This is a genomic window from Microbacterium sp. KSW4-4 (assembly GCF_023091185.1).
Lineage (GTDB): Bacteria > Actinomycetota > Actinomycetes > Actinomycetales > Microbacteriaceae > Microbacterium > Microbacterium paraoxydans.
On the sequence record NZ_JAHWXJ010000001.1, the window covers coordinates 1,486,412 to 1,504,882 of the forward strand.

Below are 18,471 nucleotides of genomic sequence, written 5' to 3' on the forward strand. Positions count from 1 at the left end.
GTCGTCCGTGGATGGGGACGAGTGGGCTACGGTCGCCTCATGTCTGAGCCGTTCTTCACCATCGGGCACTCCACCCGCACGATCGACGAGTTCCTCGGGCTCGTGCAGGAGAGCCGCGTGGAGAGTGTCGTCGACGTGCGGCGTCTCCCCGGCTCGAAGCGGTACCCGCAGTTCGACCAGGACGCGCTGGCTTCTTCCTTGCAGGACGCGGGGATCGCCTACCGTCGCGAAGAGGCGCTGACGGGTAGACGCCCGGTGAGCAGGGACGTGCCCTTCGAGACCAACGCGTGGTGGCAGAACCGCAGCTTCCACAACTACGCCGATCACGCCCTGTCCGCGGATTTCGGACGCGCCCTCGATGAGCTCCGCGCCGAGGGTCGCGCGCGGCGCGTCACGGTCATGTGCTCGGAGAGCGTGTGGTGGCGATGCCATCGACGGATCATCGCCGACCACCTCCTCGCGCGGGACGAGGTCGTCCGCCATATCCTCGGTCCGGGGCACGTCGATAGGGCAGAGCTCAGCGGCGGCGCCGTCGTCCGCGCGGACGCGGTGGTCACGTACCCGGCCGCATGACCCTCCGCCGGCACAGCATCCCCCTCGTCTCGGGTTCGCGCAACCCCCGTGCCGGAACACCTCCTCTCCTCATAGGACTGGATCGCGGGAGCAGCGCTCGCGCCGACGCGAGGAGGAACCATGTCGAAGGCACCCACAGCACGAAGCGGATCCGCGTTCGCTCCACCGCCCGAGCACGACGAGAAGCCGGACAGCCCGACGGATCTGCAGAAACGGTCGTGGAAGTACGTCCTCGTCAAGAGCGTCCGGGAGTTCTCCGCCGACCAGTGCTTGGACGGCGCGGCGGCCCTCACGTACTACGCGGTGCTCTCGATCTTCCCCGCCATGATCGCCGTCTTCTCGCTGCTCGGCGTGTTCGGCCAGGGCGGGGCCGCCGCCGACGCGGTGCTGGGCATCATCGGCGACGTGGCACCGCCGGAGACCGCGAAAGCCCTCCGCGGGCCCATCGAGCAGATCTCCCAGGCGCCAGGCGCCGGAATCGCGCTCGTGTTCGGAATCCTCCTCGCTCTCTGGTCGGCGTCGGGGTATGTCGGAGCGTTCAGCCGAGTGATGAACCGCATCTACGAGATCGAGGAGGGGCGGCCGTTCTGGAAGCTGCGTCCCATGCAGCTGCTCGTCACGCTCATCACCGTCGTCTCGCTGACGATCGTCGCCATCGTGCTCGTGCTCTCCGGGGATGTGGTGTCGGCGCTGGGCGACGCGATCGGCGCAGGCGAGGGCGTGCAGCTCGCGTGGAACATCGCCAAGTGGCCCCTGCTGCTGTTCGTCGTCGTGTTCCTCGTGGCGATGCTGTACTACGCGACCCCGAATGCCAAGCAGCCGAAGTTCCGGTGGATCAGCATGGGCGCCCTCGTGGCGATCGTGGTGCTGGCCGTCGCCACTCTCGGCTTCGTGCTCTACGTCACCACCTTCTCCAACTACGAGCGCACCTACGGATCGATGGCGGGCGTCATCGTGTTCCTGCTCTGGCTGTGGATCGCGAACCTCGCCCTCCTGTTCGGCGCCGAGTTCGACGCCGAGCTGGAGCGCGGCCGTCAGCTCCAGGCCGGGATCGCCGCCGAACGCGACATCCAGCTTCCCGCGCGCGACACCCGCCAGAGCGACAAGCGTGCGGAGAAGGAGCGGAAGGACATCGAGGAGGGACGGCGCATCCGCATCGAGAACGACGATGACGCGCCGGAGCCGGAAGACCGGGCGACGAGAGGACGATGACCCGGTCGGGCTATGGTGAGAGCCATGCCCTTCGCGTCGCCTGTGCGGCGCGTTTTTCCTACCCCAGAGGAGCGAACGAAGCGATGTTCAGTCCTGGTCGTCGCGCGCCGATGCGCAGGATGAGCACCGGAAGACCACACCGCCGCGCGGTCGGGGTCGTCGGAGGATGGCTCGGGATCGCCGCAATGCTCGCCGGCTGCACGGCCATCCCCGCCGACGTCGACGGCACCCTCGACGAGGCCCGCGACGGCGAGATCCGGGTCGGGATCACCCACAACCCGCCGTGGACGGACACGACCGATCCCTCGGACCCGGCCGGGGTCGAAGTGCGCCTCGTGGAGGACTTCGCCGAGACGCTGGACGCGACCGTCGTCTGGACGGTCGACAGTGAGGCGAACCTCGCCGAACGGCTGCACGACCACGCCCTCGACCTGGCCGTCGGCGGGTTCACCGATGACACCCCCTGGGTCGACAAGGCGGCGATGACCGTCCCGTTCGACGATGCGACGACCGCGGGCGAGACGAAGAAGCACGTCATGCTCACCGTTCTGGGGGAGAACCGGTTCCTCACGACCCTCGAGACCTTCCTGCTCGAACGAGGAGGCGCCCGATGAGGAGCCATCCCGCCCTTCCGCCCGCGCAGCGGGACACGCTTCGCCGGGCGATCCGCTTCGAGTGGTACACGCTCGCGTTCCTCGCCGTGGCGATCACCGGCGTCTACCTCGTGATGGGCAACTCCCAGGCGATGAAGGCCGCCTGGATCGAAGACCTGCTCTCCCTCGCGCCGCCGATCGCCTTCCTCCTGGCGGTCCGCATCATCGCGAAGCCGGCGACCGCGAAGTACCCGTACGGGTTCTTCCGCTCGGTCGGCGTGGCCCACCTCGTGGCCGGCGTCGCCCTGTTCACCATGGGCGCGTTCCTCCTGGTCGATTCCGTCATCGGACTGGTGAGCGGCGACCGGCCGCCGATCGGCTCGGTCCAGGTGTTCGGCCACGTGATCTGGTCGGGCTGGCTGATGATGGGCATGATGGCGTTGACCATCCCGCTGCCGATCTACTTCGGCCGCGTGAAGATGCGCCTGGCCAAGGATCTGCACAACAAGGTCCTCTACGCCGACGCCGACATGAACAAGGCCGACTGGATGACGGCAGCGGGATCGATCGTCGGGGTCGGCGGGATCGGGCTCGGGCTGTGGTGGGCGGACGCGGCCGCGGCGACGTTCATCGCGGGGAGCATCCTCTGGGACGGGTGGCGCAACACCCGCGCCGCGATCACCGACCTCATGGACACCAGGGCCACGACCTTCGACGACGAGAAGCCGCACCCCGACTCCCATGCCGTGCTCGACCACCTGCGTTCCCTGCCCTGGGTGCGCGACGTCGCCGTGCGGACGCGGGATCAGGGACAGTTCTTCCACGTCGAAGCGTTCGTCGTCCCCGTCGACGATGCCCTGCCCTCCCTCGCCGAGCTCGACCGTGTCCGGCAGCAGTGCCAGGGCCTGGATTGGAAGCTCGTCGATGTCGTCCTCGTGCTGGTCCCGGAGCTCGCCGACCATCTCACGCGACGGGAGGACGACGACGAGGACGCCGCATCCTCAGCGGAGCGCCGTCCGTCGCCGCACCCGTAGCAGAGCACCCGCGAGCAGGAGACCCAGCCCGGCCACCGTCAGCGCACCCGTCATGGACGTCGGCCCGGAGGCCGCGAGCCCTTCGCCCTCACCGCCGTTGTCACCGCCCTCGCCGCCGCCGCCGTTGCTCGGCGTCTCGACGGGGTCGTACGTGTTGGTCACGGTCACGACGACGGGCTCCGTCGCGGCCGCGTCGACCGTCACCGTCTCCGGTTCGATGGTCTGCGCGGCCAGCGTGACCGCATCGTTGGCGCCGTCCGCGGACTCGCTGACCGTACACGTCGCCCCGTCCGGCAGACCGGTGAAGACGACGGGATCCGCGCTCGTGGCGCCCGCGGGGATCGTGGCGGAGACGACGACGCCTTCAGCCGGGGCGGGTGTGCACGCGAGGTCGATGGTGATGGCGCCCTGCAGTCCCGCGCCGTCTCCGGTGATGATCTTCTGCACGCTGATCTCCCCGGACGCATACGGGGTCGCGCGGACGCCGGTCCGAACCGGGAGCGTCGTGGTCTGTGCCAGGACGAGCTTCTGCGCCGCAGGCCTGTCCGACGACTCCGTGTCGTAGAGGTAGACCGTGCCCTGGGTGAGCGAGACCTGCGCGGTGATCCGGAACCCGTTCACCGGCGCGGCCGGCCCGGTCCACCGCGCCCAGAGCTGCGTGCCGGAAGCGACCGCGCTACCGACGGGAACAGGTTGGGTTCCCGCCTGATCCAGGAAGACCTCCACGCCCACGGCCGCGTCGAGCGTGCCGCTGGTGGTGCCGGAGACCGTGAAGGGTCCCACGATCGATCCGTCCTCCGGCACCGTGGTGGTGTCGGGGTCGATCGCGAGCGTCGGCAGAGCCGGCTCCGGGAGGCCGCCGCTGTCGAGCGCGGCCTGGACGACGGCGGCCGTCGCATTCCGGATGGTCGCGTTGGTCCCCGTCGCCAGCACGAAGCCGTCGCTGAAGTACCAGATCGCGCTCTGCACCGCGGCGACCTGCTGCGAGAGCGGGAGGCCGGAGAGCGGGTTCGCGGTGTTGAAGGGGAAGTAGTTGTTGAGGATGTAGTTGATGTAATCGAGGTTGGGCACATTCGATGCGTCCCACTCCCCGATGTTGTAGCCCGCGCCGATGCCGGTCTCCGTGCTGAAGTCGATGCAGTAGGCCGAGGCGGTCGCTCCGGAGACGGGGTCGGCGATGGTGATGAGCTGCGGGCTCACGGCCTCCACCGAGGCGCCGGTCGCCGGGTACGCGCCGGGAGTAGGCGCCAGGGTCGTGAGCTCCCCCGTCACATTCGTCGGGTACTGCGAGCCGGTGATCGTGACCTGCGTGAAGAAGCCCGCCCGGGGCAGCACGGGGTCGGGATCCCACAGTGCGGACGCCGGCGTCGCACCGAAGAGCACCATCGCCGCCGCGATGGCCGTCGCCAGAAGTGCCCCTGCTGTCCGCGTGCGCGCGCGCGTGGTCTCCGTGTGCATGGTGTCCCTCGATCTCGCCGATGATCCGAGTGACGGGTTCTCCGACTGCGACAGCCCGCCGTTGCCCACCGACGATAAGCCTGCGGGCCGCACGATCACAGGGGCGGGGCTGATGATCACCCGGGTGAGTCGAACCGCGTCGGTGCGGCGGCAGATCGCTCTCACAGCGGAGCGCCCGCCGGGGGAGGGAGTTGGGTGGCAGGCGCTCCGTCGGCCGCAGCGTGACCGTCGAGGCCCCCCAAGCCGGCCCGTGCAGCACGTTCAGGATGAACCATGCGCACGGTCCGCGCAACGGGTGTGTCCGTCAGTGTCCGTGCGCGAGCTGCTGCACGAGCACGACGACGCCGCCGAGCCCGACGAGGATGCCCAGTGCGATGAGCTGCTGCCACCACCGCACCCCGGTCCGGCGGACGGCGACGTACCCGATGAGCCCGAGGATCGCGACGTAGACGATCGACGCGACGGTGAGAGCCGTCCGCAGCTCGATCCACCCCAGCACGGCTGCGAGGAGGACGAGCAGCGGCACCGCCGCCGAGCCGAGCGCCGTGCCGGTGAGCCCCAGGACCTCGCGCAGGTCCGCTCCCCGGGGGAAGCTGCCATGCGTCGCGAGGTGCGCGACCAGATCGGCGGCGAAGCCCGCCAGCGCGATCGCGACGATGCCGATGAGCAGGGTCACGGTGGCCTGCAGGGCGCTGGTGTGCTCGACATTGGAGTTCTGCACGAGCACGATGGCGAGGCCCGTGAACGTCGCGTACACCCGCTCCTTGATCGCGGCGCGGTCGTGCTCGGGCCGAGCGGCATCGGAGTCCGGCGTGCTCATGGGCGGGATGCTATCAAGACCCGCCCGCCGACCGAAGCAGGGGACCGTCCGGACCGCCGAGCTCCTCGCGTCGACATGGTAGCCGGATCCCGGTTTTAGGTGGCGCCCGTTCGCCGACGTGCGGCTCGAGTCACCTCACCCTGAGGACGACGCGAGTCTGCGCTTCGACATCGATCGGCGCCCACTCCCCGGGGCGGAGACGTATCCCTCGGTGCGCGCGCTGCGCCGACCCTCGTATCGCCTCACGCAGGGGTGAGTCCCTCATGCGCGCTCGGTGCCCGCGTCAGTCCAGACGCTCCGAGAGCTCGGCAGTGATCCCCCCGACCTGAGTGCGCGCCTCGGCCAGACGCGCGACGTCCTCCGTGAGGGACGTCAACATCGGCGTGGTGGCCCCGTGCCTGCGGGCGAGCTGCAGATTCGCGCGCAGGTTCAGAGAGGCCCCCGACAGCCCGCCGCGCAGAGCCTCTGTCGCGACGGCGAGATCCACCGCCAGGTACGGGTTGCCGTCGTCCGAGAGCGTGCGCGCTTCCGGGAGCAGGGCGAGGCCGAGGCGCCCGAGCCGCGCGACCGACTGCGCCGCGTCGACGGCCGCTGCACGGACGCGCTCCTCCCGCGCCCCGTCGTCCGCCGACAGAGCGAGCGCGGCGCCGAGATCCGCCGACACCGGTCCGTCCGCTTCGACCGCCCGCAGGATTTCGGCACGAAGGCGCACGAGGCGGTCGGCGCTCTCGACGGCGGCGGGCTCATCAGGGGTGTATGCGGCCACCATGGACATCAGGGCGGCGCTCAGGCCGAGCATCACTCCCGACGCCGCTCCTCCGCCCGGCGATCCGGTGGGCTGGCTCAGGGCATCGAGCCAGCCATCCATCGGCCGTGATGTCGGGACGTCTGCGGAATCCGTCATGCCGGTCAGACTATCGGCGCGCAGGGTGCGCCTCGTCCTCTCTCTACGATGGAGCCGTGCACCTCGTCGACACCCTGGCCCTCGTCGGTGAGGTGCTGTCCTGGATCGGCCTCGGCGTCGGAATCCCGTTCCTCATCGTGGCCCTGCTGATCCGGCTCGTCGAGGGGCAGTGGGTCCCCGTCGAGGTCGCCGTGATCGATCGGGACGGTCGGCTCACCGCCCGCTGGTTCGCGGGCGGCGACTTCCACGAGAGACCGCTGCGCCGCGGCGAGCCCACGGCCGCCACCGTTGGATGGCTCGACGGGTTCCACAGCTCGAACGACCCGGCTCGCATCCGGATCGGTGAGCCGCCTCATCTGCGCCGGGTCCTGCGGACTGTCGGGATCGTCTTCGCCGCGGTCGGCGCCGTCGGCCTGATCGTGTCGTTCCTCCCGCTCGTCCTCTGACTCGACACGCGGGGCGTCACGCCCTCGACGGGCGCTCCGAAGGACCTCGACCGAACGAGTCCAGCGCCGCGCGGTACGCGGCGGCGTCACTCCGCACCTCATCGGTGACCAGGAGCGCGTGCGGTCCGATCTGCCTGACGTACGTCCCCCGGCAGGGCAGCGTCACCACCCTTCCGAGGCCGCGCCGCCAGGCATCGGCCAGGGTGGCGACGTCACGGCGTTCGGGGCTGTCCGCGAGCGTCGTGAGGTGCGTCGCGAGATGTGCCTCGGAACCGCGCCGCTCCCACGCGCGGTAGGCCGCATCATCGGACACCTCCACCCCGAACGCGTCCCGCGCTGTGGGCCCGACGATCCGAGTGAGCACCGCCTCCCGCTCATCAGGACTCAGCGTCGTGGCGAAGGCGCGGTCGACCAGCGCCTGGTCCGGGTCGGTCGCGGCGTGCGCGACGGCGTCGGCCCAGATCCGGGGCCACACCTCCGTCCAGCGCGCACGGGTCTCCTCGTCCACACGCCGCGCGGCCGCCACCGGTCGATCGACCAGCGGCGGCGGGAGCGCGTCATCGGTGGGATCCAGCCCGTGCGCCTCGCGGATCCAGAGGAGCTCCAGCAGCGTGTGCGGTCGGTCCTCGACGGTGAGGGTCATGTCGTGCGGCCACGGGTTCCCGGGCATCGGTCGCGCCGAACGCATGCTCAGGCGATCGCGTCGTCGTCCCGCGGGCGCGGCACCGTCGCGCCGTGCGCGGGGATGAGCCCGAAGTCCGTCAGCAGCTCTCCCATCTGCGTGTTGTCGAGCTTGTCGAGGAGGCGACCCTGGAGGAAGTTCGGGCCGGGGAGGTGGACGGTCTCGCCGTCGCGCAGCCGCGCGGTGGCCTTGAGGAGGTAGCGGATGTCGTAGGTCGAGTTGAAGACCTCCGGCACGCCGCGTTCCACGTCGAGCAACTGATACGTGGCCTCCATCGCGGTGCGCACGGAGTACTCGGTGGTGAAGATCGTGTCGCGCGTCGTCTCGGCGAACTGTCCGAGGAAGGCGAAGTTGACGCTTCCCTCCGGGACCACCTGCGGACGGTCGCCGGCCCGGCGCGGCATGAAGAAGGAGGTCACGTACGGCATCATCACCGGGACCGTCTTGGCCGCCGACGCGGCGAGTTCGGCGATGTCCTCCACCGGCACACCGAGGTGGTAGAGCCACTCCTGCGCGATCTCCTCGCCCGTGCACTCCTGCATCGGCTTCTTGACGTAGTCGCCCGGCGTCTCGACGAAGAGTCCGTACACCCAGACCACGATCTCGTTCGGCTTCTGCGCCTTGAAGTGCGGCTGCCGGTTCACCGTCCAGCTCATCAGCCAGGCCGAGTCCTTGGCGGTGACGATCCCGCCGGTGACGACCTTGCCGCTGAACGGGTCGCGCTTGCAGATCCTCTCGATGTACTTCGGGATGCGCTCGTCGACGGTGGTGACCGTGGCGGATTCCCACTTCGTCTTGTCGATGTCGCTGCAGAACACCTCCGGTCGCCCGAACGCCGGCGACTTCGCGGCGATCCGCTTCCAGAGGTCCCAGGCGGGCGCCGGGCCGGTCTTCAGCTCCGGAGCGGTGTGCTGGTCGCCGTTGCCGGAGTTCTCCGTCAGCGACCCGATCGTCGCCAGACACAGGTCGTCCGGTCCGAGGTCGACGCCGCCGGGCTCGCCGCCGGCGACCCAGTCGATGCGCGTCGCCTGGATGCGACCGTCCTCGATGTCGAACTGGATGTCGGTCACGGTGTGATGGAACCGGAACTGCACGCCGTGGTCGTCGAGGAATTTCCGCATCGGCAGCACGAGCGACTCGTACTGGTTGTACTTCGTGAACTTCAACGCGGAGAGGTCGGGCAGCCCGCCGATGTGGTGCATGAAGCGGTGCAGATACAGCTTCATCTCCAGCGCCGAGTGCCACTCCTCGAACGCGAACATGGTCCGCCAGTACAACCAGAAGTTGCTGCCGAGGAAGTCGTCGCCGAACACCTCGTCGATCCGCTTGCCCTCCATCTCCTCGCGGGTGGCGAGGATGACGGCGACGATCTCCTTCTGCGCCTTCTCCGAGAGGGTGAAGAGCTTGTCCGTATGCGCGTCCTGCCCCTGCTTCTCGGTCACCCGGCACAGGGAGACGTTGGGGTCGTCCTTGTTGAGCCAGTAGAACTCGTCGAGCACGCTGGCACCCTCGATCTCCAACGACGGGATGGAGCGGAACATGTCCCACAGGCACTCCATGTGGTCTTCCAGCTCCCGGCCGCCGCGGATGACGAACCCCTTCTCGGGGTACTTGATCCCGTCCAGCGCGCCGCCGGGCAGCCCGAGCTCCTCGAGGATCGTGATCCGCTCCCCCGCGACCTGCCCGTCGCGGATCATGAAGATCGCGGCCGCCATCGCGGCGAGACCGCCGCCGACCAGCCAGACCGTCTTGTCGTCGGCCCCCTCCGGCTTCCGGGGTCGTGCGAATGCTTCGTAGTTCCCATTGCTGCGGTACATCTGTCCCACCCTCCGATTGGTTCGACACCGATGCGCACAGTCCAGCCGAAACCGATGCGGAAAGGAAGGGCTTCCTGTGCGACCGCTCGGAGCTCGCCGTCGCTGAGATCGCGTGATCGCTAGGATCGCCCCGTGACCCAGATCTCTCCGTTGCCCCGTCGCCGAGCCTTCGGATGCGGAGTCGCCTCCGCCGTCGTGGCGATCGTCGGGATCCTGCCGACCGCGATCGTCTTCGTCCTGGCGGGGACGGCGGACCCGAACTACGGATGGCTGGTGTTCCTCACGCTGCCGCTCGCGGTCCTCTTCGGCGGCATCGCCCTCCTCCTCGGCGTGATCGGGCTCGTCTTCGCCCGCGCCGACGGCGGAGGGTATGCGTGGCCGGTCGTCGGAGCCGTGCTCGGCGTCCTGGCGCTCCTTCCCGCCGCCGCGTTCCTGTGGGGCGGCTGATCTCGTGCGCCGGAACCCGCCCGCCAACAGACTGGTGCTCGCGATAGCTGCTGCACTGGCGGCGTTCTTCGTCTGGGGGGCGCTCGTGCGTCCCCTGTTGGACGGCGAGCCGCCCGTCGCGACCTCGCTCGTGTTCGGCGCGGGGGTTGCACTCGCCGGTCTGATCATCTGGATCGTGCTCGGACGCATCCGACGACTGCAGCACGCCCAGCGGCGAGCGCTGCGGGAGCGTGAGCCGCAGGCACGGATCTTCGGCTCCTACGCCCTCAACGGCGTGGCCGCGTACCTCTCGCGCACGATTCCCCTTCTCGGACTCGGCGCCGCACCGCGCGGCCTGCTCACGGCGAGCCCCACCGGGGTCATCGAGCCCTCGGGCTTTCGGTTGATCCGCGGCGGAGCGCGTCTCCTCACGGCCTACAGCGTTCCCCGGGACCGGATCCAGGGCGTGACGAGGGGCGGCATCCAGGAGGGCGCCTTCCTCTATCCGACCCTGGTGATCGTGGTCTCGCAGGAAGCGGGACAGGTCGCGATCCCGGTGCCGGTGACCAGGGACGACGCGCCGCTTCGCCGAGAGTCACCGGACGGCATGGATCGCCTCATCTCCGATGCGGCACGGATCTGGGGCGTCCCCGTGCTCGGGGACGGCGGCTGATGCGAGCGACGCCGCGACCGGAATCGACGCGCGGGCGCGGGTGACTGATGCGTACATCGACAGCGTGGTGGTTGATCGCAGCGATGACCGCCGTCTCGCTCATCGCCCTCGGCCTCGTCATGACCTACCGTTTCGCGACACCGCTCGTCGATCCTGCCCCGCCGACGCCGGACTACGGGGTCCAGGCGCTCGTCGCCGGCGTGACGATGGCGGCAGCGGCGGCGAGTGGCCTCGGCGCGGGCGTGTACGCGACGAAACGCGAGGTCGCCCGAGGTCGAATCGTCGGCTGGACCGCCGCCGCGATGCTCGCGGGCACCGTTCTGGGAGCGGTTCTGGCCTTCGTGCTGAGCGCACGCTGAGGTCTACCCGATAGCCGCCGGAGGGAAGAGGCCCGCGACCCGTGTCATTGCGATGATCTCCGACCTTCCATGAAGGAGGGGAAGTCGGAAGCACCGAGGCCGTCCGGCGCAAAAAACGACTGAACAAAACTCCGGGCCGCTCGTTCCAGCTGCTCGGCTGTGAGGTTGCTACCCCCGAGCGAGAAACCGCACGTACCGTCTTCGGGCCCGTTGGTCCACGTGAAATGGTAGGCGTGCACCCCATCTGAAGGTCCTGATTCGCGTACGTCGAACATCTCCCCGCTGACATCCAGAACCGTGTTCACATCCGCCAGGCTGCTGCGCAGCACAGCGCCACAGAATAGTCTTGCGAATCGCGGCGAGCGCGACCGCGATGACGGTCGTCATCTCTCCTGCGAAGGAGGCCGGCCTATGTCTTGCTCGGTCTGCGGCGGATGGATCTTCCGGGGGCGATGGGTATGCTCACGCCATGGAACCCGCCCCGATAGCCGACCACGGTCCGCAGGAGAAGGGTGCGACCCGGCGCCGCAGGATCCGGGTCGGCCTGATCGTCGCCGCAGCTCTCCTCATCGTGTTCTACCTCGCACGGCTGGGCTGGCTGTTCATGATGGCCGACGAGGGCGACACTCCTCCCCTATCAGCCGTGCCCCTCCCTGCCGGAGCGCAGGTGGTCGGCCAGAGCGAAGGCTGCGGAAGCGGTGGCTGCGCGGTGACGTTCACGGTTCGCCCGCCCGACGGTATGACCCCGGAACAGCTCGCCGCGGAGATAGGGGCGACGCCGCAACTGTCGGTGCCTGGGAACCTGTGGGATCCACGCACCGTGTGGGTCTCGGCGCGGCCGTCAGCGGGCACCTTGAAGCTCGTCGCCGACTACACATCGGGCGAGTACGTGCCGTAGGCCGACCGTTCAGCCTGAGCGCTGACAGCGGACGACCGGACCGCGATCGTCAGACTCACGATGGGCCACCCGACGGCGACTCCGGCCAGCCCGAGGAGCGGGTCGGCCGGAGTCGGACGCATTGCTCTGCTTGCGTCCCCCCGCACAGGACTCAGAAGTCCCAGTCGTCGTCTTCCGTGGCCTCGGCCTTGCCGATGACGTAGGACGAGCCCGACCCACTGAAGAAGTCGTGGTTCTCGTCCGCGTTCGGGGAGAGCGCCGACAGGATCGCCGGGTTCACGTTCGTGACGCTGGAGGGGAACATCGCCTCGTAGCCCAGGTTCATGAGGGCCTTGTTGGCGTTGTAGTGCAGGAACTTCTTGACGTCCTCGGTCAGCCCGACGCCGTCGTAGAGGTCCTGCGTGTACTGCACCTCGTTGTCGTAGAGCTCGTAGAGCAGCGAGAACGTGTAGTCCTTGAGCTCGTCCTTGCGCGCCTGGTCGGCCGTCTCGAGTCCGCGCTGGAACTTGTAGCCGATGTAGTACCCGTGCACGGCCTCGTCGCGGATGATGAGGCGGATGAGGTCGGCCGTGTTCGTCAGCTTCGCCTTCGACGACCAGTAGATCGGCAGGTAGAAGCCCGAGTAGAACAGGAACGACTCCAGCAGCGTCGAGGCGACCTTGCGCTTGAGCGGGTCGTCTCCCTGGTAGTAGTCCATGATGATCTGCGCCTTCTTCTGCAGGTTCGCATTCTCCGTGGACCAGCGGAACGCCTCGTCGATCTCCTTCGTCGACGCGAGCGTCGAGAAGATCGAGGAGTAGCTCTTCGCGTGCACCGACTCCATGAACGCGATGTTCGTGTAGACGGCCTCCTCGTGAGGCGTGATCGCGTCGGGGATCAGCGACACCGCGCCGACGGTGCCCTGGATCGTGTCCAGGAGCGTGAGCCCGGTGAACACCCGCATGGTGAGCAGCTGCTCGTCGGGGGTGAGCGTGTTCCACGACTGCACGTCGTTCGACAGCGGCACCTTCTCCGGCAGCCAGAAGTTGTTCACCAGACGGTTCCAGACCTCGAGGTCCTTGTCGTCCTGGATGCGGTTCCAGTTGATCGCCTGCACGCTGGAGACCAGCTTGAGCGGAGAGTGAGGAGTCATTCTTGTCCTAGTTCCTGGGTCACTGAGCCTGTCGAAGTGTCAGAGCATGCACGAGACGCACTCGGTCATGTCGGTGCCCTCGAGCGCCAGCTGACGCAGACGGATGTAGTAGATCGTCTTGATGCCCTTGCGCCATGCGTAGATCTGGGCCTTGTTGATGTCACGCGTGGTGGCGGTGTCCTTGAAGAACAGCGTCAGCGACAGACCCTGGTCGACGTGCTGCGTGGCCGCGGCGTACGTGTCGATGACCTTCTCGTAGCCGATCTCGTACGCGTCCTGGTAGTACTCCAGGTTGTCGTTCGTCATGAACGCCGCCGGGTAGTAGACGCGACCGAGCTTGCCTTCCTTGCGGATCTCGATCTTCGAGGCGATCGGGTGGATCGAGGAGGTCGAGTTGTTGATGTAGGAGATCGAGCCGGTCGGCGGCACGGCCTGCAGGTTCTGGTTGTAGATGCCGTGCTCCTGGATCGACGCCTTGAGCTGGACCCAGTCCTCCTGCGTCGGGATGTGCTTGCCCGCGAAGAGCTCTTTGACCTTCTCGGTCTCCGGGACCCAGGCGCGGTCGATGTACTTGTCGAAGAACTCGCCGGACGCGTAGGTGGAGTCGGCGAACCCGTCGAACGTCGTGCCGCGCTCGATCGCGAGCTGGTTCGAAGCGCGCAGCGCGTGGAACAGCACGGTGTAGAAGTAGATGTTCGTGAAGTCGACGCCCTCCTCCGAGCCGTAGAACACGTGCTCGCGGGCGAGGTAGCCGTGCAGGTTCATCTGGCCGAGGCCGATCGCGTGCGACCGGTCGTTGCCGTCCTCGATCGAGCGGACCGAGCCGATGTGGCTCTGGTCGCTGACCGCGGTGAGCGCGCGGATCGCGGTCTCGACCGTCTGGCCGAGGTCGTCGGCGTCCATCGACAGCGCGATGTTCATCGAGCCGAGGTTGCAGGAGATGTCCTTGCCGATCTCCTTGTACGACAGGTCGTCGTTGTAGGTGGTCGGCGTGTTCACCTGCAGGATCTCGCTGCAGAGGTTGGACATGTTGATGCGCCCCTTGATGGGGTTCGCCTTGTTGACCGTGTCCTCGAACATGACGTACGGGTAGCCGGACTCGAACTGGATCTCGGCGACGGTCTGGAAGAACTCGCGCGCGTTGATCTTGGTCTTCTTGATGCGCGGGTCGTCGACCATCTCGCGGTACTTCTCGGTGACCGAGATGTCGCCGAACGGGACGCCGTAGACCTTCTCCACGTCGTACGGCGAGAACAGGTACATGTCCTCGTCGTTCTTGGCGAGCTCGAACGTGATGTCCGGCACCACGACACCGAGCGACAGCGTCTTGATGCGGATCTTCTCGTCGGCGTTCTCGCGCTTGGTGTCGAGGAAGCGCATGATGTCGGGGTGGTGGGCGTTGAGGTACACCGCACCCGCGCCCTGACGCGCGCCGAGCTGGTTGGCGTAGCTGAAGCTGTCTTCGAGGAGCTTCATGACGGGGATGATGCCCGAGGACTGGTTCTCGATCTGCTTGATCGGGGCACCCGACTCGCGGATGTTCGACAGCAGCAGGGCCACGCCGCCGCCGCGCTTGGAGAGCTGCAGCGCGGAGTTGATGCCGCGGGCGATCGACTCCATGTTGTCCTCGATGCGCAGCAGGAAGCAGCTGACGAGCTCGCCGCGCTGGGCCTTGCCCGCGTTGAGGAAGGTCGGGGTGGCCGGCTGGAAGCGACCGGAGATGATCTCCTCGACGAGGTTCACGGCGAGCTTCTCGTCGCCGTCCGCGAGGGCGAGCGCGGTCATCACGACGCGGTCCTCGAAGCGCTCGAGGTAGCGCTTGCCGTCGAACGTCTTCAGCGTGTAGCTCGTGTAGTACTTGAACGCGCCGAGGAACGTCTCGAAGCGGAACTTCTTCGAGTAGGCGAGGTCGTTGAGCTTCTGCACGAAGTCGAACGAGTACTTCTCGATGACGGCGCCCTCGTAGTACTCCTTCTCCACGAGGTAGTCCAGGCGCTCCTTGAGGGAGTGGAAGAACACGGTGTTCTGGTTCACGTGCTGCAGGAAGTACTCCCGCGCGGCGCGCTTGTCGGCGTCGAACTGGATCTTCCCGTTCGCGTCGTACAGGTTCAGCATCGCGTTGAGCGCGTGGTAGTCCAGGCCCTCGTACGCGGGGTTCACCTTGAATGCCACTGTCTCGGTCATTGAAGATTCCACCGTCGTTCCAATCCGTCGCTCACGCGATCCACGTCGTCCTGTGTGCCGAAGATCTCGAGCCGATACAAGTGAGGCACGTGACACTTGCGGCTGATGATGTCGCCGGCGAGGCAGAACGCGTCGCCGAAGTTTGTGTTGCCCGCGGAGATGACCCCGCGGATATGACGCCGGTTGCGCTCGTCGTTGAGGAACCGGATCACCTGCTTGGGCACGGCCCCCTTCTCGACCCCGCGCCCGGCACCCCCGCCATAGGTGGGGGTGACCAGCACGAAGGGCTCGTCGACGACGAGGTCCTCTTCGTTCCGGTGGAGGGGGATGCGTCGGGCGGGAAGCCCGAGCTTCTCGATGAAGCGCGCGGTGTTACCCGACACGCTCGAGAAGTAGACCAGGAGCGGCGCTGCGGTCGCGACGGCGCTCATAGCTCTCTCCTTGGGTTCCTGAGCCTGTCGAAGGGCCGGGTGGCGAGCCTGTCGGACTACGCCAGGCGGGACGCGAGCTCGTCGATCTTGTCGGGACGGAAGCCCGACCAGTGGTCCTCGTCGGTGACGACGACCGGCGCCTGCATGTAGCCGAGCGCCTTGACCTGCTCCAGGGCCGTCGGGTCCTCCGACAGGTCGTGGATCTCGTACTCGATGCCCTTGGCATCCAGGGCACGGTAGGTCGCGTTGCACTGGACGCAGGAAGGCTTGGTGTACACCGTGATCGACATCTGAACCCCTCAAATCTCTGGTTTCTCCGGCAGACCTCCGCCGGGATCTCAATACTACATATAGGGACGGACATTCGGTGCGACCACAAGGGGTAGTAGTTACATCCGTGTAGTTTTTCCACCGCTCTCTACAGATACAACACAGGTTCTCCACCGTTTCTTCCACAGGCGGACCCCCTCTCCCGAGGTCGTCGAGCCGCGGGAAATCGCGGCTGGGAGGAGCCTGTGAGGGATCCATCCACAGGTGGCACCTTACGAGGGGCTTCGGACATCCCCAGGCCTGTGGAATTCGTCCGCCGGCGTGTCCACGGCGTGTCGCGGCACCGCGGCCACCGGCCCGTCTCCCCGACGTCCCCGCGGCCCGGTACCGTTGTCTGGTGGCGGGCTATCGGGATCTTCTTCGCACGCCGGGAGTGGGCCGCATGATCGCCGCCCAGCTCACCGCGCGCTTCCCCAACGGGATGATGTCCTTGGCGATCCTGCTGCATGTCGAGCAGCAGACCGGATCGTACGGATCGGCGGGCCTCGTGCTCGCCGCGACCAGCGTCGGCCAGGCGGTCGCCGGCCCCATCACCAGCCGGTGGATGGGCGCGTGGGGCATGCGGCGGGTGCTGACCCTCACGCTGTCCGTCTGCGTGATCGCCGTGCTCGGTCTCGGGCTGCTGCCGCTCTCCGTCCCCGGCTACATGGCTCTCGGCATGATCGCCGGCCTGTCGACGCCGCCCGTGCAGGCGGCCGTCCGCACCATCTACCCGAAGCTGGTCAACGCCGGTCAGCTCACCCCCCTGTTCTCCCTCGACGCCTCCCTGCAGGAGATCATCTGGGTGCTGGCGCCGGTGGTCATCACCCTCGTCTCCACCCAGGTCGGCACCATGGAGGGTCTGCTCCTGGTAGCGATCGTCCTCGTCGCCGGCGGCGCGTGGTTCATCCTCTCCCCCGAGGTCGGCCGCGTGCGCATCCCCCGCAGCCGCAACGCCCTGGGCAAGGTCGTGCTCAAGCCGCCCGTGCTCCTCGCGACCGTCATCGGATTCCTCCTCATCGGCGCCTGCTCGGCGGTCGAGGTCGGCGTGGTCGCGACATTCGAACACGGCAGCCTCGCGGCGGGCCTCATCCTCGCCGTCTTCTCCGCCGGCAGCCTGGCCGGCGGCCTCGCCTTCGGCCACATCCCGATCGGTCCGTGGGCCATGGCGCGCCGCCTGCTCATCGTCACCGTGGGCCTGGCCCTCACGATGGTGATGCTCAACGTCTACTGGCTGGGCGGCACGCTCATCCTCGCCGGCATCGGCATCGCCCCCGCCCTCGCGGTGCTGTTCGCCATCACCACGGCCAGCGTGAAGTTCAGCGAGACCGCCGAGGCCTTCGGCTGGGCGGGCACCGGCCAGCTCATCGGCGCCGCGGCCGGATCGGCGGTCGCGGGCTTCCTCGTCGACGTCGGCGACTGGCGCGGCGCCTACCTGGCCGCCACCATCTTCGCGGGCGTCGGACTGCTCGTCTCGATCGTGTTCGTGCGCTCCTTCCCCGATCTGCGTCACCGCGACGCGAGCCCCCATCCCGACACCGAGCCCCTGGCGGTCACCCCCTCATGAGCCTCTCCGTCCCGTCTTCCTCCCCCGCGATCGTCTGCGTCGGCGAGTCGATGGCACTGATCACGCCCACCGGCGCCGACCTCGCGTCCGCCGACACGGCGTCGATCACGCACGCGGGCGCGGAGGCGAACGTCGCGGTCGGAGTGGCGGCCGCGGGCCACCGCGCCGCCTGGGCCTCCCGCCTCGGCGACGATCCCCTCGGCCGCCGCCTCTCCCGCGAACTGGAGCGGCGCCGCGTCGAGCTGTGGACCGAGCTCGACGCCGAAGCGCAGACCGGCGTCATGTTCAAGGATCCCGGCGTGGAGTCCTCGGCCGTCTACTACTACCGCCGCGGCTCCGCCGCCTCGCGCATGGCACCGGGGTTCCTGTCCCCCGCGCAGCTGGCCGGCGTGCGCATCGTGCACACCACGGGCATCACCCCGGCGCTGTCCGCGACGTGCCTGGCGATGGTCGACCGGCTCTTCGCCGACGCGCGCACCGCCGGAGCCGTCGTCTCCTTCGATGTCAACGACCGCCGGGCACTGTGGAGCCCGGAGGAGGCGTCCGCCACGCTGGCTCGTCTGGCCGACGCCGCCGACATCGCCTTCGTCGGCCGCGACGAGGCCGAGCGCATCTGGGGCACTGCCACAGCACCGGAGATCCGCGCCCACCTCCCGCACTGCGGACTGCTCGTCGTCAAGGACGGCGACGTCGGTGCCACGGCCTTCCTCGGCGACGCGGACCCGGTGTTCGTGCCCGCACCGACCGTCGACGTCGTCGAGCCCGTCGGCGCCGGAGACGCCTTCGCCTCCGGGTTCCTCGCGGCGACGCTCGACGGCGCCGACCTCGAGACCCGCCTGGCCGCCGGACACGAGGCCGCCGCGCGGGTGCTCCGCATCGCTGCCGACCTGCCACCCCTGGAGCCCGCGCGCTGACGCCGCCCGCCGTGTCCCGGCGCGGTCGTAGGCTGGTGC

General features: G+C 68.3%; 20 protein-coding genes. 11 read left to right on the top strand and 9 right to left on the bottom strand.

Annotation, left to right across the window (positions count from 1 at the left end; genetic code table 11):
* Positions 1–39 precede the first annotated feature (39 nt).
* From KZC57_RS07505 to KZC57_RS07520, 4 genes are all read left to right on the top strand, one after another.
* A complete protein-coding gene (locus KZC57_RS07505) occupies positions 40–573 on the top strand; it encodes a DUF488 family protein (protein ID WP_025102556.1) in 534 nt (177 codons plus the stop codon).
* 120 nt (positions 574–693) lie between these two features.
* On the top strand, positions 694–1,785 hold the full coding sequence (locus KZC57_RS07510; RefSeq protein ID WP_247641393.1) for a YihY/virulence factor BrkB family protein: 1,092 nt from the start codon (positions 694–696) through the stop codon (positions 1,783–1,785).
* Positions 1,786–1,904: 119 nt separating this feature from the next.
* The gene (locus tag KZC57_RS07515; protein ID WP_247641394.1) at positions 1,905–2,399 is read left to right on the top strand and encodes an ABC transporter substrate-binding protein; all 495 of its coding nucleotides are present in this window, start codon (positions 1,905–1,907) and stop codon (positions 2,397–2,399) included.
* Positions 2,396–3,412 carry a cation transporter gene (locus KZC57_RS07520; protein WP_144882192.1) on the top strand — a complete coding sequence of 339 codons (1,017 nt, stop codon included), beginning with the start codon at positions 2,396–2,398 and terminating at the stop codon, positions 3,410–3,412. The genes KZC57_RS07515 and KZC57_RS07520 overlap by 4 nt, the downstream gene beginning before the upstream one ends.
* Here the strand turns inward: KZC57_RS07520 and KZC57_RS07525 are convergent.
* The 3 genes from KZC57_RS07525 to KZC57_RS07535 all read right to left on the bottom strand — a co-directional run bounded on the left by KZC57_RS07525 (position 3,380) and on the right by KZC57_RS07535 (position 6,594).
* On the bottom strand, positions 3,380–4,870 hold the full coding sequence (locus KZC57_RS07525; RefSeq protein WP_247641395.1) for a thioester domain-containing protein: 1,491 nt from the start codon (positions 4,868–4,870) through the stop codon (positions 3,380–3,382). The genes KZC57_RS07520 and KZC57_RS07525 overlap by 33 nt on opposite strands.
* A gap of 304 nt (positions 4,871–5,174) precedes the next feature.
* Positions 5,175–5,690 carry a hypothetical protein gene (locus KZC57_RS07530; protein ID WP_247641396.1) on the bottom strand — a complete coding sequence of 172 codons (516 nt, stop codon included), beginning with the start codon at positions 5,688–5,690 and terminating at the stop codon, positions 5,175–5,177.
* 283 nt (positions 5,691–5,973) lie between these two features.
* Positions 5,974–6,594, bottom strand: a complete 621-nt coding sequence (locus tag KZC57_RS07535) for a cyclodeaminase/cyclohydrolase family protein (protein WP_082750075.1) — start codon at positions 6,592–6,594, stop codon at positions 5,974–5,976.
* A gap of 56 nt (positions 6,595–6,650) precedes the next feature.
* Between KZC57_RS07535 and KZC57_RS07540 the strand changes: the two genes are divergently transcribed.
* Positions 6,651–7,040, top strand: coding sequence for a hypothetical protein (locus KZC57_RS07540; RefSeq protein WP_247641397.1), 390 nt, complete (start codon positions 6,651–6,653; stop codon positions 7,038–7,040).
* 16 nt (positions 7,041–7,056) lie between these two features.
* On the opposite strand, the gene KZC57_RS07545 is transcribed toward KZC57_RS07540, so the two are convergent.
* Positions 7,057–7,683, bottom strand: a complete 627-nt coding sequence (locus KZC57_RS07545; RefSeq protein ID WP_247641398.1) for a hypothetical protein — start codon at positions 7,681–7,683, stop codon at positions 7,057–7,059.
* A gap of 47 nt (positions 7,684–7,730) precedes the next feature.
* Positions 7,731–9,539 carry an oleate hydratase gene (locus tag KZC57_RS07550; RefSeq protein ID WP_217584768.1) on the bottom strand — a complete coding sequence of 603 codons (1,809 nt, stop codon included), beginning with the start codon at positions 9,537–9,539 and terminating at the stop codon, positions 7,731–7,733.
* Positions 9,540–9,671: 132 nt separating this feature from the next.
* Here KZC57_RS07550 and KZC57_RS07555 point away from each other — a divergent pair, with 132 nt between their 5' ends.
* From KZC57_RS07555 to KZC57_RS07570, 4 genes are all read left to right on the top strand, one after another.
* Entirely contained in the window at positions 9,672–9,986 is a 315-nt protein-coding gene (locus tag KZC57_RS07555; RefSeq protein ID WP_105950405.1) for a hypothetical protein, read from the top strand.
* 4 nt (positions 9,987–9,990) lie between these two features.
* Positions 9,991–10,638, top strand: coding sequence for a hypothetical protein (locus tag KZC57_RS07560; protein ID WP_217584767.1), 648 nt, complete (start codon positions 9,991–9,993; stop codon positions 10,636–10,638).
* 83 nt (positions 10,639–10,721) lie between these two features.
* Positions 10,722–10,997 (top strand): hypothetical protein, encoded by a 276-nt coding sequence (locus tag KZC57_RS07565; RefSeq protein ID WP_060922461.1) that lies wholly within the window; start codon positions 10,722–10,724, stop codon positions 10,995–10,997.
* Between the two features lie 469 nt (positions 10,998–11,466).
* Positions 11,467–11,895, top strand: coding sequence for a hypothetical protein (locus KZC57_RS07570; protein WP_105950407.1), 429 nt, complete (start codon positions 11,467–11,469; stop codon positions 11,893–11,895).
* Between the two features lie 151 nt (positions 11,896–12,046).
* Here the strand turns inward: KZC57_RS07570 and nrdF are convergent, their stop codons facing one another.
* From nrdF to nrdH, 4 genes are read right to left on the bottom strand one after another with little or no spacing between them, the layout of a single operon-like run.
* Positions 12,047–13,027 (bottom strand): class 1b ribonucleoside-diphosphate reductase subunit beta, encoded by a 981-nt coding sequence (gene nrdF / locus KZC57_RS07575; RefSeq protein WP_060922463.1) that lies wholly within the window; start codon positions 13,025–13,027, stop codon positions 12,047–12,049.
* Between the two features lie 39 nt (positions 13,028–13,066).
* Positions 13,067–15,211, bottom strand: coding sequence for a class 1b ribonucleoside-diphosphate reductase subunit alpha (gene nrdE / locus KZC57_RS07580; RefSeq protein ID WP_060922464.1), 2,145 nt, complete (start codon positions 15,209–15,211; stop codon positions 13,067–13,069).
* The gene (nrdI, locus tag KZC57_RS07585) at positions 15,208–15,642 is read right to left on the bottom strand and encodes a class Ib ribonucleoside-diphosphate reductase assembly flavoprotein NrdI (RefSeq protein WP_060922465.1); all 435 of its coding nucleotides are present in this window, start codon (positions 15,640–15,642) and stop codon (positions 15,208–15,210) included. The genes nrdE and nrdI overlap by 4 nt, the downstream gene beginning before the upstream one ends.
* Positions 15,643–15,698: 56 nt before the next feature.
* Positions 15,699–15,932 (bottom strand): glutaredoxin-like protein NrdH, encoded by a 234-nt coding sequence (gene nrdH / locus KZC57_RS07590; protein WP_017202656.1) that lies wholly within the window; start codon positions 15,930–15,932, stop codon positions 15,699–15,701.
* Between the two features lie 377 nt (positions 15,933–16,309).
* On the opposite strand from nrdH, the gene KZC57_RS07595 reads away from it, so the two are divergent.
* Both KZC57_RS07595 and KZC57_RS07600 read left to right on the top strand, forming a co-directional pair.
* A complete protein-coding gene (locus tag KZC57_RS07595; RefSeq protein ID WP_247641399.1) occupies positions 16,310–17,518 on the top strand; it encodes an MFS transporter in 1,209 nt (402 codons plus the stop codon).
* Positions 17,515–18,432: a sugar kinase gene (locus KZC57_RS07600; RefSeq protein ID WP_247641400.1), complete on the top strand. Its 918-nt coding sequence runs from the start codon at positions 17,515–17,517 to the stop codon at positions 18,430–18,432. Before KZC57_RS07595 ends, KZC57_RS07600 begins: the two co-directional genes overlap by 4 nt.
* Positions 18,433–18,471: the final 39 nt, after the last annotated feature.

Excerpts from the sequence above, each read along its gene's own strand:
- KZC57_RS07505 (WP_025102556.1), top strand. The coding sequence starts at position 40 with ATGTCTGAGCCGTTCTTCACCATCGGGCACTCCACCCGCACGATCGAC.
- KZC57_RS07510 (WP_247641393.1), top strand. The coding sequence starts at position 694 with ATGTCGAAGGCACCCACAGCACGAAGCGGATCCGCGTTCGCTCCACCG.
- KZC57_RS07515 (WP_247641394.1), top strand. The coding sequence starts at position 1,905 with ATGAGCACCGGAAGACCACACCGCCGCGCGGTCGGGGTCGTCGGAGGA.
- KZC57_RS07520 (WP_144882192.1), top strand. The coding sequence starts at position 2,396 with ATGAGGAGCCATCCCGCCCTTCCGCCCGCGCAGCGGGACACGCTTCGC.
- KZC57_RS07525 (WP_247641395.1), bottom strand. The coding sequence starts at position 4,870 with ATGCACACGGAGACCACGCGCGCGCGCACGCGGACAGCAGGGGCACTT.
- KZC57_RS07530 (WP_247641396.1), bottom strand. The coding sequence starts at position 5,690 with ATGAGCACGCCGGACTCCGATGCCGCTCGGCCCGAGCACGACCGCGCC.
- KZC57_RS07535 (WP_082750075.1), bottom strand. The coding sequence starts at position 6,594 with ATGACGGATTCCGCAGACGTCCCGACATCACGGCCGATGGATGGCTGG.
- KZC57_RS07545 (WP_247641398.1), bottom strand. The coding sequence starts at position 7,683 with ATGACCCTCACCGTCGAGGACCGACCGCACACGCTGCTGGAGCTCCTC.
- KZC57_RS07550 (WP_217584768.1), bottom strand. The coding sequence starts at position 9,539 with ATGTACCGCAGCAATGGGAACTACGAAGCATTCGCACGACCCCGGAAG.
- KZC57_RS07565 (WP_060922461.1), top strand. The coding sequence starts at position 10,722 with ATGACCGCCGTCTCGCTCATCGCCCTCGGCCTCGTCATGACCTACCGT.
- KZC57_RS07570 (WP_105950407.1), top strand. The coding sequence starts at position 11,467 with ATGGAACCCGCCCCGATAGCCGACCACGGTCCGCAGGAGAAGGGTGCG.
- nrdF (WP_060922463.1), bottom strand. The coding sequence starts at position 13,027 with ATGACTCCTCACTCTCCGCTCAAGCTGGTCTCCAGCGTGCAGGCGATC.
- nrdE (WP_060922464.1), bottom strand. The coding sequence starts at position 15,211 with ATGACCGAGACAGTGGCATTCAAGGTGAACCCCGCGTACGAGGGCCTG.
- nrdI (WP_060922465.1), bottom strand. The coding sequence starts at position 15,642 with ATGAGCGCCGTCGCGACCGCAGCGCCGCTCCTGGTCTACTTCTCGAGC.
- nrdH (WP_017202656.1), bottom strand. The coding sequence starts at position 15,932 with ATGTCGATCACGGTGTACACCAAGCCTTCCTGCGTCCAGTGCAACGCG.
- KZC57_RS07600 (WP_247641400.1), top strand. The coding sequence starts at position 17,515 with ATGAGCCTCTCCGTCCCGTCTTCCTCCCCCGCGATCGTCTGCGTCGGC.